The organism is Kineothrix alysoides (assembly GCF_000732725.1).
Taxonomy (GTDB): Bacteria; Bacillota; Clostridia; order Lachnospirales; family Lachnospiraceae; genus Kineothrix; species Kineothrix alysoides.
In genome coordinates, this window is the sequence record NZ_JPNB01000001.1 from 480,730 (window position 1) to 495,713 (window position 14,984).

Annotated in this window: 14 protein-coding genes; 11 read left to right on the top strand and 3 right to left on the bottom strand. The window is 39.8% G+C overall.

Going from position 1 to position 14,984, the window contains the following annotated elements; translation table 11 throughout:
• Positions 1-137: 137 nt before the first annotated feature.
• The 6 genes from CC90_RS0102295 (at position 138) to CC90_RS0102320 (ending at position 8,126) form a co-directional block, all read left to right on the top strand.
• Complete coding sequence (locus CC90_RS0102295; RefSeq protein WP_031389216.1) at positions 138-929, top strand: aminoglycoside N(3)-acetyltransferase; 792 nt, start codon at positions 138-140, stop codon at positions 927-929.
• 460 nt (positions 930-1,389) lie between these two features.
• A complete protein-coding gene (locus tag CC90_RS0102300) occupies positions 1,390-4,446 on the top strand; it encodes a 3'-5' exonuclease (protein WP_035315112.1) in 3,057 nt (1,018 codons plus the stop codon).
• Positions 4,447-4,846: 400 nt separating this feature from the next.
• Entirely contained in the window at positions 4,847-5,332 is a 486-nt protein-coding gene (locus CC90_RS0102305; protein WP_031389218.1) for a MarR family winged helix-turn-helix transcriptional regulator, read from the top strand.
• A 142-nt stretch (positions 5,333-5,474) separates the two neighbouring features.
• A complete protein-coding gene (locus tag CC90_RS0102310) occupies positions 5,475-6,659 on the top strand; it encodes an ArsA family ATPase (RefSeq protein ID WP_031389219.1) in 1,185 nt (394 codons plus the stop codon).
• Positions 6,649-6,900 carry a hypothetical protein gene (locus CC90_RS0102315; RefSeq protein WP_031389220.1) on the top strand — a complete coding sequence of 84 codons (252 nt, stop codon included), beginning with the start codon at positions 6,649-6,651 and terminating at the stop codon, positions 6,898-6,900. The genes CC90_RS0102310 and CC90_RS0102315 overlap by 11 nt, the downstream gene beginning before the upstream one ends.
• 59 nt (positions 6,901-6,959) lie before the next feature.
• Positions 6,960-8,126, top strand: a complete 1,167-nt coding sequence (locus tag CC90_RS0102320) for an ArsA family ATPase (protein WP_330373168.1) — start codon at positions 6,960-6,962, stop codon at positions 8,124-8,126.
• Positions 8,127-8,239: 113 nt separating this feature from the next.
• On the opposite strand, the gene CC90_RS0102325 is transcribed toward CC90_RS0102320, so the two are convergent.
• Genes CC90_RS0102325 through CC90_RS0102335 form a run of 3 tightly spaced genes read right to left on the bottom strand, consistent with a single transcriptional unit; the run spans position 8,240 to position 10,268 of the window.
• Positions 8,240-8,428, bottom strand: a complete 189-nt coding sequence (locus tag CC90_RS0102325; RefSeq protein ID WP_031389222.1) for a cysteine-rich KTR domain-containing protein — start codon at positions 8,426-8,428, stop codon at positions 8,240-8,242.
• A 33-nt stretch (positions 8,429-8,461) separates the two neighbouring features.
• Complete coding sequence (locus CC90_RS0102330) at positions 8,462-9,709, bottom strand: MFS transporter (RefSeq protein ID WP_031389223.1); 1,248 nt, start codon at positions 9,707-9,709, stop codon at positions 8,462-8,464.
• Positions 9,702-10,268, bottom strand: a complete 567-nt coding sequence (locus CC90_RS0102335; protein ID WP_031389224.1) for a MarR family winged helix-turn-helix transcriptional regulator — start codon at positions 10,266-10,268, stop codon at positions 9,702-9,704. The genes CC90_RS0102330 and CC90_RS0102335 overlap by 8 nt, the downstream gene beginning before the upstream one ends.
• Positions 10,269-10,583: 315 nt before the next feature.
• On the opposite strand from CC90_RS0102335, the gene CC90_RS0102340 reads away from it, so the two are divergent.
• The 5 genes from CC90_RS0102340 to CC90_RS0102355 all read left to right on the top strand — a co-directional run bounded on the left by CC90_RS0102340 (position 10,584) and on the right by CC90_RS0102355 (position 14,895).
• On the top strand, positions 10,584-11,393 hold the full coding sequence (locus CC90_RS0102340) for an amidohydrolase family protein (RefSeq protein WP_031389225.1): 810 nt from the start codon (positions 10,584-10,586) through the stop codon (positions 11,391-11,393).
• A gap of 227 nt (positions 11,394-11,620) precedes the next feature.
• A complete protein-coding gene (locus CC90_RS25250) occupies positions 11,621-11,758 on the top strand; it encodes a hypothetical protein (protein ID WP_242843280.1) in 138 nt (45 codons plus the stop codon).
• A 2-nt stretch (positions 11,759-11,760) separates the two neighbouring features.
• Positions 11,761-12,225 carry a hypothetical protein gene (locus CC90_RS0102345; RefSeq protein WP_031389226.1) on the top strand — a complete coding sequence of 155 codons (465 nt, stop codon included), beginning with the start codon at positions 11,761-11,763 and terminating at the stop codon, positions 12,223-12,225.
• A 326-nt stretch (positions 12,226-12,551) separates the two neighbouring features.
• Positions 12,552-13,220, top strand: coding sequence for a DNA alkylation repair protein (locus CC90_RS0102350; RefSeq protein WP_031389227.1), 669 nt, complete (start codon positions 12,552-12,554; stop codon positions 13,218-13,220).
• A 181-nt stretch (positions 13,221-13,401) separates the two neighbouring features.
• Entirely contained in the window at positions 13,402-14,895 is a 1,494-nt protein-coding gene (locus CC90_RS0102355) for a sensor domain-containing diguanylate cyclase (RefSeq protein WP_031389228.1), read from the top strand.
• The last annotated feature ends 89 nt before the right edge of the window (positions 14,896-14,984 follow it).

A 14,984-nucleotide genomic window follows, 5' to 3' on the forward strand; every position in this document is an offset into this window, starting at 1 on the left:
TAGAAATGGATGCGTGTTGTATCGGAATTTTAAATACTGCGTGGATATGGTAATGCAAAAATGGGATCATACAGAAAAGTGAACAGATTCATATTAAAATAGAAAAAATATTTCTACATATAGGAAGGTAATATATCATGGCAAATCGAAAGTTAATATTAAAGCAAGATGTTAGGGAAGCTCTGAATGCAGTAGGTGTCCGAAACGGTCAGACGCTTATGGTTCATACATCTTTAAACGGTCTGGGCTTTGTGTGCGGTGGCGCACAGGTTGTGATTGAAGCCTTGGAGGAGAGTGTGGGACCGGAGGGAACTATTATGATGCCTACCCAATCATGGAAGAATCTGGACCCGTCTGCCGGAGTTCACTGGGAGGAGCCGGAGGAATGGTGGCAGGCTATCAGGGATAACTGGCCCGCCTATAACAAAGATATTACCCCTACGAATACCATGGGAGCGGTAGCCGAGATGTTCCGCAAATGGCCCGGTGCACTGAGAAGCGCTCACCCGGCACGTTCCGTGGCGGCACTGGGACAGCATGCTGCTTATCTGACAGACAATCATGATTTATCTAATATTTTTGGCGAGGGTTCTCCTATCGGAAAATTGTATGAGCTGGATGCCAATGTTCTGCTTATCGGTGTCGGGTATGATAAGAATACATCGCTGCACTTGGCTGATGTTCGGGCAGAATATCCGGGCAAGCATTTTATTTCTGAAAGCAGTGCGATTTTGGAGAATGAGCAGCGAGTATGGAAGACCTATCAGACGCTGTATGTGGATGGAGAAGACTTTGAAAAAATCGGGGAGGACTTTGAAATGCAATACTCTGTACAAAAGTCTGTCCTGGGAAATGGAACCCTCCGGTTGATGCGCCAGCGGGATTTGGTGGACTTTGCGGTGGAATGGATTGAGAAAAACAGACGGTAAAGAGGTGCTGCACGTGGCAGGTATACAAACGCCATCGGCCATATGAGGCAAAACCGACCCCTGTTTTTGGATGTTTTCAGATTATGTGCGTGTAACGCTTTTTCTATTTGTATACAGACGAAATGCCCTGATAAATATCAGGGCATACTTCATTTTCCATTATACATTTTTTTTAATTGCAAGTCTACTATTTTTTTTCTTTTTTGTTAAGATAGTAAATATAAAAGTTACTATTCATACAGTAGCTTAACACTTGCTGTTAAGCTGCGTAGGAACGTGATTGAACAAAAGAGTATTTGTGTACTTCCGCAGCCAAATACATTAACAGCACAGCTTTTGTTCTGCGCGCGTAGCTGCGCATTTACATGTAAAATTTTCACATTGCAGAAATCATGCGTTGCTGAGAACGGAGTGGACAGTAACAATATAAAAGGAATGGGAAGAAGAATGGAGGACAAGCATGAGCCACAAAGGTCAGACAAAAAGATTACCGGGAGTTAGCCTGGAAGAAGAAACAAAAATGCTTTCAGATATTCTTGCTATTGCAGACGATAATTTGAACCGGACAAAAGCATTTGTTCAGAATTTGGCAGATGAATTGCATGAATTGAAGGAAGTATATGATGTGGAAGATAAAGAGGGGTTGGCACTGTGGTTTAATGCTGATGCCAGATTTCAGCAAGTTCGGCAGGAACTGCTTCGCATGGAACGAAGCAGGAAAAAGCCGTATTTTGGAAGAATCGATTTCAGCGATGCAAATCTGTTAAAACAGGAGTGCTATTATATTGGAAAGTCTGCGATCAGCAAAGAAGCTGCAGAGCTGATTGTCATTGACTGGAGAGCACCGATTGCATCGGTTTACTATGAAAAATCTCTTGGAGTATGTACTTACTCTGTAAAAGGAGAAGGAGCATTTGAGATAGAGCTTTCCAGAAAGCGTACCTATGAAATAGAAAATGATAGACTGAAGGACTTTTTCGATTCTGATGTAGTGGCAAATGACGAGCTGCTGACGAAATACCTTGCCAGAAATAAGCGGGCCGTTTTAAGCGAGATAATTGCTACGATTCAGCAGGAACAAAATGAAATTATCCGTAAGAAGCCGCAGCACAACGTTATTGTACAGGGCGGAGCCGGTTCCGGCAAAACAACCGTGGCGATGCACCGCATTTCCTATATTCTGTATAACTATGACTTGGAATTCAAACCGAAGGATTTCTATATTATTGGCAGCAACCGCATCCTCCTGAATTATATCACAGGTATTTTGCCTGATTTGGATGTTTACGGTGCTTCACAGATGACGATGGAGCAGCTTTTTATACGACTGCTGTATGAGGACTGGGACAAACAGAAGTTTACGGTGAAGAGCCTGAACAAGGGAGACAAACCTGCCTGTGTAAAAGGCAGCTTTTCCTGGTTCCATGATTTGGAAGATTTTTGCGGGAGATATGAGTGGAATTATATTCCGAGAGAGGATATCTTTACAGAAAAAAAACATCGCTTATTAATGAGCCGGGCCATGATTGAGAAGCTACTTAAGGAGTTTCATTTCTTATCACTTCCGGATAAACTGGACAAACTGACAGAACACCTTATGGCAAAAGCGGAAAATGAGATATATGGAAAATACCACACCTATCCGCTGGAAGAGCAGAAGGCACTTCTTCGTTATTATCAGACATATTTTGGAAAAAGGGAGTGGAAGGGTTCCATTTTTGAATTGTATGACAACTTTCTGCGTGAACAAAATGTGAAGAGAAATATGAGTTTGTCATTAGGAACGGAGCTTGATCTTTACGATTTGGCGGCACTTGCTTATTTGTATAAACGAATCAAGGAAACGGAGGTAATTCAGGAAGCCAGTCACGTTGTAATTGATGAGGCTCAGGACTTTGGGATGATGGTCTACGGAGCGTTAAAATATTGCCTTAGTAAATGTACCTATACCATTATGGGTGATGTGTCTCAGAACATCTACTTTGATTACGGGCTGACAGACTGGGAAGAATTGAGGAGTCTTATGCTTCCGGGAATGTTTGATTATTTCGGAATCCTAAAGAAGAGTTACCGTAATACGGTGGAAATCTCGAGTTTCGCAATCAATATCCTACAGCATGGAAACTTTCCGATATATCCGGTTGAGCCGATTATCCGCCACGGCAATGAAGTCCGGATTACAAAGTGTGAGGATGAAGAACAACTGGTTTCGGAGACTGCCGACACGATTTTGCAATGGCAGGAAAAGGAATATGAGACAATTGCAGTTATTTGCAGGGATGAAGAGGAAGCGGCCAAAGTATCGGAAAAATTGAGGAAAAGGGTGGAGCTTCGTGACTTTAATTCTGAAACAGAGGAGTTTGGAAGAGGCGTAATGGTTCTTCCGATAGAATATACCAAGGGATTGGAATTCGATGTTGTTCTCCTCTTCAACGCGGACGATAAGAACTATCCGGCTGAAGATGGTTTTGCGAAGCTGCTGTATGTCGCAGCTACCAGAGCACTTCATGAAATGGTGGTACTTTATTCAGGGAGGTTAACAGATTTAATCGCGGCTCCGGTATCGGAAGAGAAGAAGCAGAAATATCTTATGGAACAGCCAAAGCCGGTTATTCCGCTCATGCCCGAAGAACAGCCTAAGAGCAAAAAGGAAATGGAGTTGGAACTGGCATTGGATGGGCAGCGTGAGATGGAGCTGCGTAACCGGATCGGACCGAAGAGAATTGTAGTTCAGAATTCGGGGGCCGAGAAGATATCAGAGAAAACACAGGCGAAGTCCGGTATTAGAACGCCGATAAGAAAAATAGCCGCGAGTCAGAACATGAAAAGCAGAACGGAAAACTCTGAATTTGGCGGGATGCCGGATACTACCAGCCTAAGGCCATTAGGACATTCCAATTTAAATTTGTCTGTGCGCTGGCTGACCAGCAATAAAAGCTATGTTGAACTGACCAATTCCTACGGAGTGCTTCGGATCACGCCAATATCTGATGATACGGTTCGAGTCAGCTTTGCAAGGGAGCTATTTGATGATCTTGCGGATATTCCGGCAGAAATTGCGGCAACTTCCAGACCTGGCTGGAGTTTCAGAGAGACAAAGGACAGAGTGGAGTTGAGGACAGGAAAGCTGTATTTGTTCATTGATAAGAAAACAGGTGCGATTTCTTTTTATACGGCAAAAGAAGAGCTTCTTCTTGCCGAGAGCATTCGGCTTCCAAGGCAGATAGAGAAATTACCTAAAAATCAAACATGGACTTATTTTAACTGGTCCCCCAAAGAAATATTGAAGGCAAGGGGGCCGTCCGATAAGGAATGGCTTAACCTCAAGGATACCGCAAGATATATTTCTCTCGGTGCAAAATCTGAAAGACCGGCCTGTATTATTTCGAACAACGGATATCAAATACTGGTTCCGGCAGGCAGACGGACAATGTGCTGTACGTTATCGGTGTATGGTTCTTATTTACACACAGAGGGTGAGGAACAGATAGATTATTTTTTCCGGACTGCATTATAGGCGTATCGGATTCGAACGCTTATCGGTATAGATTGCACAAAGAGATTTTGTAAAGTCAGAAGTGTAATAGTCAGACTCTTGGATTGATGTTAAGATAAAGATTGATCCAAGAGAAGCAGCGATAAAAGGTAATGTATTAAAGGAATGAAAAGTCTAAAATATATCGTTATACCAAGGGACTGCCGGATAATTCGGTCATCGGAAATATCTGTATAAGGTATTGCGGGCTTCAGGTCGAATTGTACCGGAGATGAGGAAAAAAGATGTCCGCAGAAAACTTATGGAATTATACGAGGGTGAAGAGCCGGAGCAGAATATTACATTGACAAACAAATACTTCGGTGATAGAATTAAAATAATTCGAAGGAAGAAGTAAAAAAACGCAGAAAGGTGGATTGATATGAAGATTACAAAGGAGCAGTTTGAAACAGAGATTTTTCAGCATGTAGATCATATCAAGGAATTATTATCCACTAAGATGTGGCAAAATGTTCTTCTGGACTGTTCCAAGAATGAATTGTTTGTTCTGTGGCTGTTATTTCGCCAAGGGGAGGTGAATATGACACAGATTGCCGACTATGTTGAGATTCCGCTCAATACGGCAACCGGAATCATCAGCAGGATGGAAAAGCGTGGATTGGTCATTAGGGAGCGCAGTGAGCAGGATAAGCGCATTGTCACGGTTCGTATAGGAGAGGACGGTTTGAACCAGATACAGGCTGTATTGTCAGAATTCATGCATTATGCAGGGAAGATAGTGGATACATTTAGTTCTGAGGAGATGGATTTGTTCATCCGCATGCTTCATAAGTTGACAGATATCATGAGAGAGGAACGCAGAGAAGAGTCCGGAAAGCCAAAGATTAGGAAAATAATGATAGAATAGAGTCTTTTATATGAAAAACAGGAATGTATCGGGTACATTCCTTTTCTTAAAACAAATACTTCTTAATCGGAACTATTCGAGCGATGAAATATAATTAATACTATAAAAAACAATATAAAAAGATAGAAAGGAATTGGTGATTATGAAAAAACGGATTTATATTTTTACCGGAAAAGGCGGTGTAGGAAAGACAAGTGTGGCAGCAGCCCATGCGATGAAAAGCGCCGGAGATGGTCACAAGACGATTTTAATCAGTACGGATATGGCGCATAACCTGGGTGACCTTTTTGAAATTCAGCTGGGAAGGGAACCCAAATATATTACGGATAATCTGGATGCTTATGAAATTGACCCCGAGTATGTGATGGAACATGATTTTAGTGCTATTATGAAAAGCCTGAATGGATTTTTCCCGCAAGGGGAGGGGATAAGTCTTGCAGATTACGGAATGCTTCCCGGAATGGAAGAATTATTTGCCTTATTGAAGATTAATGAAATCTATCAGAACGGAGCGTATGAAAGAATTATCGTGGACTGTGCACCGACCGGAGAAACTCTAACTCTGCTTAAGTTTCCGGAGTTGCTTTCCTGGTATATGGAAAAACTGTTCCCGGTCGGAAAAGTAGCGGTCAAAGTATTATCTCCCATAGCAAAACAGTTATATAAAGTGGAACTGCCAAACCGCGCAGCGATGAACGATATAGAAAAAATCTACCTGAAGTTTTATGAATTACAGGAACTTTTGAAAAATAGGGAAACAACCAGTGTGAGATTAGTCGCACTATCGGAAAAAATGGTAGTGGAGGAGACAAAACGTAATTATATGTATATGAACCTTTATAATTACAATGTGGACGGTCTTTACATTAACCGTATTCTGCCGGACAATTTGGATAATCCGTTCTTTGATGAATGGCTGAAGATCCAGCGTAAATACAAGGAACAGCTTTATGAAAGCTTTGCCGCAGTACCGATATATGAAATCCCCTGGTATGACGAGGAAGTAAGAGGGATGAAAGCGGTTAACAGAATCTGCAGCGATGCACTCACGGGGGATGAAGTATTTGAAGTCAGGGAGATTACGCAAAGAGAAAGCTTCGAGCAGAACAGCAAAGGATATATGCTGAAGCTGTCGCTGCCATTCGTTGAAAAATCAGAGGTGGATTTATATCAGTCAGATAGTGAAGTGGTGATAAAAATCGGAAATTTTAAAAGAAGTATTCCTCTGCCCAATGTTCTCCGGACATATGTTGTTACATCGGCAAAGATGGAAAATGGGATACTGAACATTCAGTTTGAAAAAGGAGAGATGGATTATGAACAGTGATATGATGAATCGGATAAAAGAAGCCAAAATGTATCAAAAGAAAGCACTTTTTGCCCTGTTTCCGGAAAGCACGGCAGAACATATAGAAGCAATTGGCAAGGAATTGACCGCAATTGTTATGGAATGCGCAATTGATTTGATAAAGAGGAATGGTGAAAGCGGCAATACACAGGAGAACCAGAGCGAAGAGCATCGGAGTGAAGAAAAAGAATCCAAGGTAAAGAAGGTAAATATTGAATAAATGAATTTCATACGCAAATTTGTGCCTGCGGTCCAAAGCTTGCAGGTTATGAGAAAGGCATGGTTATTAATATGAGAGTAATATTATATACGGGAAAAGGCGGAGTCGGTAAGACCAGCGTTGCAGGGGCAAGTGCATTATTGCTGGCACAGACAGGGAAAAAAGTATTGGTTATGAGTACGGATATGGCGCACAGTTTGGGTGACAGTCTGGATGTAAAGCTCGGCAAGGAACCGAAAGCAGTCGCGGAAAATCTTGATGCCATGGAAATCGATGTCGTATATGAAAGTGAAAAAAGCTGGGGACACCTGAAAAACTATATGAAGCAGATGCTCACACTAAAGGGTGATGGAGGAATTGAAGTAGAGGAATTGCTCGTATTTCCCGGAATGGAAGAACTTTTTTCCATGTTCAAAATACTGGATTATTATGAACAGGGGCAATATGATGTCATTGTTGTAGATTGTGCACCGACCGGAGAGACGCTGTCTCTTTTAAAGTATCCTGAGATGCTTTCCGATTTTATGGCAAAGGTTCTTCCAATAAAAAGAAAAGGCGCAAAATATGCCGGTCCGGTAGTGGAAAAATTAATGAAAATGCCCATGCCTAAGGATAATGTCTTTGATGATATAGAATATATCATGGATAAGATGGATCGATTGCAAAAATTGATGCTGAATAAGGAGGCAGTCAGCCTTCGTATTGTGACAACACCGGAGAAGATAGTTATTCAGGAGGCAAAACGGAACTTTACCTGTCTTCACCTGTATAATTATAATGTAGACGCCATCATCGTAAACCGGATTTATCCAGAGGATGCGATGATGGGATATTTCAGCAAGTGGATAGTGATGCAAAAAGAAGGACTGGATGAAATCAGAGAAAGCTTTGCTGAAGTGCCTAAGTTCTATCTGGAGCTTCAAAAAGGAGAACTTCGCACGCTTCCGATTCTGGAGGAGGCGGGCAAAAAAATGTTTGCAGAGACTGATATAGCAGAAGTATTATTTTGCCGTGAGATTTTTAAGGTAATAAAAACACAAGATGGTACGGCATTAAAAATCTATCTTCCGTTTGCCGAAAAAAGTGAAATGGATTTAAGACAGAATGGCAATGAAATAATCTTATCTATTAAAAATCAAACAAGACGCTTTATTGTACCGCAGGAGTTTGGTAATAAGACCGTGAGCAGTGCTAAATTTGAGAATGGATACCTGATGATTCAATAAAGCGTGTTGCAATTTTGCAATAGGGGAAAGCTGCCGTGTTTGTATATAAGGGCTGTTATCGCTTAAGTTTTTATCATAAAGAAAGAGCCGATAACTTATGATTTACTCACATGTTATTGGCTCTGCGTCTTAGCGTCCGGCTCTTTGATAACTGATATATTTAATTCTTTTACTGAAATAATAGTTTCCTGTTTACATTTGGGACAATATAAAGGGAAATTTTCAAGGATTGTGTTTTCCCGTATTCTAAGCCTTGTTTTTTTAGAACAGACAGGACATAATATCCAATTTTCTTTAAGCATTATTAACTATTCACCTCCTTCTTTTTCTTATACTTAATGGTCAATCCCATAAAAAATGCGGCGGGTAAAGATACTGATCGCTATCATTAGTAATGCTGCCGAATAAAAAGGAAGATATGTGCCGCCTCCTATATGTTCAAAAACAAACCCATAAATGAATTGCCCCAAGGGACTTGTGCACATAACAATACACATAAAGCAGGAAACAACTTTTCCAATCAGATTGGATGGCGTTAACAGCTGCAAGTATGTCATCATCTGAATTTGAAATAATGTATGCAATGCCAGTAACAGACCTGAGCCAGCAAGCAAGATAAAGTAGATTGCCATAGATGTGTTCAGTGTCTGCAGAGCAAGTCCTTCAAAAAGGATACACAAAGAGCAGCCGATTAAGAGGGCCGGGCTTGCTTTTGCTTTTAGCTTTTTGGACAAGACGCCTGTGAGCAAGCCGCCCAGAACAGCACCGGATGCGATTACGCCCTGTGCGTAACCGTACAATCGGTTGGCGGTATCCGGAGCAAAGTTCAAATGTTGTGTAATTAAAACGGGAAGAGCTATCATTATCAATGAAGTCAGCAATAAATTGGAAGAACCGAATATAATAGATATTTTCCAGAGGAAAGGCTGCTCTCTGAACATAAATCTAAAGCTTTCCTTTAAATCACTAAGGCCGATATAAAATATATTTCCGGTTACTTTCTTTTTTTCAAACGGAATGCAAATAAAAATTTCCATTACCGCAGCCACGAAAAAGCAACCGATACTTGCATATAAAATAGGATTCAATCCGAAAACAGAAAATAGCAGACCTCCGATTACCGGTCCCGCCATGCTGGCCATGGAATTAATCATATCAACAATCGAATTGGCTTTCATGATATGTTCTGATTCTACTAAAGCAGGCACGCTTGCTTTAACGGCCGGCTGATATGCACCTTGTATTCCATATAGAATAATCATTGTGATTGCCATAAGCGGAACGATATCCATCGTACCGGACAATAAATAAAACAGAAAAATGAGGATTGCCGTACTAAAGTCCAAAGCTACCATAATGTTTCTTTTGTTGATACGATCAGCAATAATGCCGCCTACCGGAAATAATAAAATCATTGGGACGAAAGAGGCAGCCATAACGGTTCCAAACAGAGCAGAGGATCCTGTTTCATTCAGCAGGTAAAGCGGAAGGGCATACCTTAAGATCTGATTGCCGAATATGGAAATAATTTGACCTATCACAACGAGAATAAAGTCTTTTGATAATATTGTTTTTCTATGCATATGGTTGGTTCTCCTTTTCGTGGTTCTCTGTTTTCTTCTTTAGGAAATGCTGATGGTACTTCAGCATTTCATTCGCATTGTCCGGATTGTAATCCATGTGTTCTCCAAAGCCGTCCGGCATTATGCCGTCAAAGCGATACAACTTTTCAAGAAGTGTACACAATATTTCTAACTCTTCCGGAGTAAAGTTATAGAATATATGCGCTAAAAATTCATCGGTACGTTCGGAACACTTTCTGAAAGCTTGCTCTCCCTCCGGCGTAATTGTGATATCGACTGCGCGTTTATCCTGTTCGCTCGGTGCGATGGAGAGGTATTTCTTATTTTTCATAGCATCGACAATCTGTTTTGCGCTTTGCTTGGTTGTGCCCAGTTGCCGTGCGATATGATTGATTGTTGCTTTTCCGCCCGGTGCATGGATAATGGCCGGTATTGCCAGCATTTGACGAATAGTGATATTTTGCAAATGCTTGTCTCCCTGCATTTGTAATTTGTTCGTCACTGAGAATAATGTTACCAGAGTTCTTTGGGCGAAAAACAATTTTTTTGCGATATCCATATGATATGCCTCCTTCCATTTGGACATTATACTGTCTAAATGGAATCATAGTGTATTACGGTAATATTGTCAATATACTGTCCAGGATATTTTTAATTTTTTTATGCGAAAACCTTTAAACAGAAACGTTACGTATGCCTGGCTGGTAAATTGCTGCCGCAAGGTAAGCTGTTTGTGCTATTACAGCAGACATACCTGAAGTGACTATAAGTGATGATTGTCTTGAAGATATAAAAAGATGACTTATATTTTTGTCGTAAAACATGATATAATCAGTTAGACATAAATTACGCATAAAATAAACAGGAGGGCCTTATGTTAATTGATATCCATGCTCATGCGGCAGGCGATTACAGCACTGCAGATTCCATAAAAAATATGGCCGAAAAGTACGATATAGAGAAAATTGTTTTATGTACGAGTCCGAAGAATATTCAAAATCTTCAGAAGCCGCCGAGTATGCCACTTAAACAGAAGCCCGACAGCATATATATGATGAATCGGATGAACAGACTGGCGTATAACCACTTTTTCAAGGATAATGGTGATGGAAATCAATTTGTCCGTGAATTGAAGAATCAGCTTCCTGAACTGATCATCCAATTTCTCTGGGTAGACCCGCTTGATACCGGGTATATGGATAATCTTGAAAATCATATCCATACATATGAGCCAAAGGGAATTAAACTTCATCAGGCATGGAACTCTTTTAAAATTGACGGTACTGAATTTAAAAAGCTTGCAGATATTGCTACATCATATAATCTGCCGATATTCATTCATTTGTATTCCAAGAGAGAAGTCTTGAAACTATTGCGTTTTATAAAGGAAAACCAGAATGCCGTATTTATTATCGGACATTTGACCGGCGGCAATCTTTTCCGTGAAAGCGGTATAAATTTGAAAAATATTTATTTTGATACTTCAAGTTCTAATAGAATTCAGGGAAGTGATATTAAGGAGGCAATCGACGCTTTTGGGTATGAACATATCGTTTTCGGAACGGATACGCCTTATACAAGCTTTGACGAGCAGATATCCAGAATCGAACAGTTGAATCTGTCTGATAATGTAAAGGAGCATATTTATAGTCTAAATGCAAGAAATATTTTGGCTTTAGACTAATAGAAAGCCGACGCAGCCTGCCGGTAAAAGGGAATCTGCTTTATGCGGCAGTATTATTGGCTAATTAAGGTTTGGGGACAATGAAAATAATTAATATCGGCTTAAGCCGGTTATAATATTAGGGAGATAATTTGCTATTTTCGGAAGAAGTGAATTTAGAAGAAAAGAGAATGACAGCATTTCCCTGTATTATATGAAAAGAGCCTTTTGTCAAAGAATACCACATTATACCACAGGAAGAAGGCGGAACAGACACACATGAACATGCAGCTCCACTATGCTCAAGATGTCATGATCTTTTTGGCGATAACGCATCCAAGGGAAAAAATCTGATTCCTGTTGTTAAAAAATTTAAGGAGGAATGAAAATGTCCTATGTTGTTGATTTTAAAAATGTTTCTACGGTGGGTCTTGAGTCTTCAGCGGTAGGAGAGGCGCTTGCCGGTCTGCGTGCTAATGAAGCACGATACTATATGAACAAATATAAACACGAATTTACGGTTGTACCGGTAAGCGAGAGTCAGGAGACGCTTGATTATGTGAGTCGGATTTTAAAAAGAGAACGTGATATTGAATTTTCGGCAAAGCCTTTAGAAACATCATCTTTTCAAGTGGAAAACATAAAAATGGCCTTTGTTTTTTATGAGGATGGTCTGGCGGTCAATGTCATGTATACGGTGGATGACCCTAAGAAACGTGCCGTTGGTTTCAAACTTTCTGAAGGAATGGAGGTTCCGAAGGAGTTAGAAGGGAAGTTTAAGTTTGCCAGACAGAAATCGAAATTGGCCGGAACAATCCGCGGCTCATTTTTTGTAATTAAAGGGGAATATTAAAGTAAGTTAGCGATGTTATAAATGATACATTGCAGGAGCATAAGTGTGAAAAGAAATTCTAAGCTGATAAAATACATCATTTAAGAATTTCTGAAGTTTCAAGTGTGAAAAGAAATTCTAAGCTGATAAAATACATCACCCAAGAAATTCTAAAGTTTCACACAGAAGAAGCCTCTCTGAGTCTTCTTCATGGATTGTTTATGCCGCAGTACGGTATGTTTACAAGGTTGAAAGAGCTTCATACTTTCGACCGGAGATTTTGTGCTTAGGCTGTGCAAGCACACTTGCACAAAGTCTTCAGGCTTTGAAAGGAGTTGACAATAAAAATGACAAAAAACGAGATACTCGAAATCCTTCATAATTCAGGCAATGAAAAACGAAAACAGATGTATATAAAAAACGGTGCAGGTGAAAATACTTACGGCGTTTTACTGGGGGAATTACGGAAGCTGGCAAAACAATCAGGGAAAAATCATGAATTGGCATCAGAGCTTTGGCAAAGTGGAAACACGGATGCACGATGGCTTGCATGTATGCTGTTCGACGTGAAGAAACTGTCAACAGATGAAGCAAGGAGTATGGCTGCGGAATTAACGTATTCTGATATGATTGATAAATTCATTAGTGAAGTTGTCAGCAGCCATAAGGATGCAGATATTCTTGCTGAAGAATGGATGGACTCCGGCAAGGATAACTTAGGCAGGGCAGGGTGGAATCTGATCGTCCATAAAATATCTGCCGGTAAATTAACTGACCATGAGTTAGAGAAACTGCTTGCAACGATTGAAATTGAATTGCAAACTGCGTCCCCCGGGAAACAATGGGCAATGAATCACGCTATGTGTGAAATTGGGATACGTTATCCGCAATTTACAGAAAGATGCATCACACTAGGCGAAACGTTAGGAGTATATCGTGATTTGAAAGTTCCCAAAGGCTGTACTTCTGCTTATGCCCCGGACTGGATTGCAGCGGGTATAAGAAAGAAAAAGTAAAAACGCATTAACACGTTAATATATAAAACATCTTGCTTCCAAACATACGGTTTGTTATAATGTACATTATTTTAAAAGCATTCTTGTAGGTTAGGAATGCTTTTTATTATGCGATAGAAAAAAGCACACTTTTGTTCTATCTTGGGCGGGAAGTTATTTTAACATTAAAAAGGACAAATTTATGGAATGGATAAAGGAAGGATTAAGGCTTTTAATAAGTCGTTCTAACGAAGAACAAAAAGAATTCGAAAAGTACAACAGCATGCTTGTTCTAAACAGAATCCGCCTGATTTCTCTGGCTAATATTTTCCTGTCAATTTTTTGGGCGTATATGGACGTGACAATTATAAATAATGGTGCCGATAGGAGATATAGTGCAACCCTTATTGCTATGCATATTATTAGTGTGGTTGTTTCGGCTGTGTTCCTGATTTTCTACAAGTGGGTGTTTGTCAAGAGAAAGAGTACGAGTTACCGCATCATATACATTACTTCAAGGATATATGTATTTTTGTATATTCTTTTTGGGGCGGTTTCTTCCATCAACAGCCAAAGATATACCGGCAATATTTATTCTTATATGATACTGGCATTAATTGCGGCAATTGCCTTCACCCTAAAACCGTCTTTTATGCTTTTTGCATTCGCCATAAATCATATCATTTTTCTTATAGGTATCGGGATTCTTGGAAATGAAACGAGTCTGCTGCTTACAAAAGTGGTCAATTCCACAGTTTTGTCAGGAGCTGCATTTTTGCTTGGATTTATCTTTTACCGTCATAGGATGATGGAGTTTTTTTATAAAAAGAAGTTAATGGAAAACGAGGAGAACTTTAAAAAGCTTTTTTATGTAAACCCTTATCCGGTATTTATTACAAGGCTGAGGGATGGAAAAATTATAGAAGCAAATAAAAGAGCATGCAGCCTGATGGGAATTAAAGCAGAGAGTCAGGACAGTTTTAACGGAATTGACTGTTATATTACGGGTGATAGCAGACGGGAGCTTCAGGAAGAGTTGAAGAAAAATAGCAGTACTTTTAACCGGATTGTAGAGTATAACTTTAACGGCAAGAGGAAGTGGGTTACCGCGAATTATGAAATAATTGATTATCATGGCGAAAAGTCCATTTTAACAGGGATTATGGATATAACAGAAATCCGAAAAGCGGAGGAAGAATTGTCCCATTATGCTTCGACTGACTCTTTGACAGGAATTATGAACAGAAGAATAGGGTTTAAGAAACTGGAAGAGTTGTTAGAGGAAGCAAAAGAAGAATTTTTGGAATTTGTACTCTGTTTTTTGGATATCAATAATTTAAAGCTTGTAAATGATACCTATGGCCACAGCGAGGGTGACCGTTATATTCAAACCTTATGCGGGATGATTAAAAATAAACTGAAAGAAGAAGACATATTTTTCCGCATGGGTGGTGATGAGTTTATAATAGTATTTAAAAAGAAAAATAAAATTCAGGCTGAAAAAATCTGGGACGATATTATAAAACAGTTTAATGAAAGAAATCTTCAAGAAGAATTTTCTTATAATATTGCGGCAAGCCATGGATTATTTTATTTTTGTACGGGTATGGATATGGATGTAGAGCAGATAATTCAAGAGGCGGATAAACAGATGTATGCGGAAAAGCAATGGTTCAAGAAGATGGAAATTTCTTAAGTATTTTTTACCTTCCTTTTACCTCCTTTACACTTATGCTCCTTAACAATGTGATATTATGATATCAGTAGTGCAAAGGCGTTTTTCAT

Bases quoted from the DNA above. Each gene is read 5' to 3' on its own strand.
- CC90_RS0102295 (WP_031389216.1), top strand. From the start codon at position 138: ATGGCAAATCGAAAGTTAATATTAAAGCAAGATGTTAGGGAAGCTCTG.
- CC90_RS0102300 (WP_035315112.1), top strand. From the start codon at position 1,390: ATGAGCCACAAAGGTCAGACAAAAAGATTACCGGGAGTTAGCCTGGAA.
- CC90_RS0102305 (WP_031389218.1), top strand. From the start codon at position 4,847: ATGAAGATTACAAAGGAGCAGTTTGAAACAGAGATTTTTCAGCATGTA.
- CC90_RS0102310 (WP_031389219.1), top strand. From the start codon at position 5,475: ATGAAAAAACGGATTTATATTTTTACCGGAAAAGGCGGTGTAGGAAAG.
- CC90_RS0102315 (WP_031389220.1), top strand. From the start codon at position 6,649: ATGAACAGTGATATGATGAATCGGATAAAAGAAGCCAAAATGTATCAA.
- CC90_RS0102320 (WP_330373168.1), top strand. From the start codon at position 6,960: ATGGTTATTAATATGAGAGTAATATTATATACGGGAAAAGGCGGAGTC.
- CC90_RS0102325 (WP_031389222.1), bottom strand. From the start codon at position 8,428: ATGCTTAAAGAAAATTGGATATTATGTCCTGTCTGTTCTAAAAAAACA.
- CC90_RS0102330 (WP_031389223.1), bottom strand. From the start codon at position 9,709: ATGCATAGAAAAACAATATTATCAAAAGACTTTATTCTCGTTGTGATA.
- CC90_RS0102335 (WP_031389224.1), bottom strand. From the start codon at position 10,268: ATGGATATCGCAAAAAAATTGTTTTTCGCCCAAAGAACTCTGGTAACA.
- CC90_RS0102340 (WP_031389225.1), top strand. From the start codon at position 10,584: ATGTTAATTGATATCCATGCTCATGCGGCAGGCGATTACAGCACTGCA.
- CC90_RS0102345 (WP_031389226.1), top strand. From the start codon at position 11,761: ATGTCCTATGTTGTTGATTTTAAAAATGTTTCTACGGTGGGTCTTGAG.
- CC90_RS0102350 (WP_031389227.1), top strand. From the start codon at position 12,552: ATGACAAAAAACGAGATACTCGAAATCCTTCATAATTCAGGCAATGAA.
- CC90_RS0102355 (WP_031389228.1), top strand. From the start codon at position 13,402: ATGGAATGGATAAAGGAAGGATTAAGGCTTTTAATAAGTCGTTCTAAC.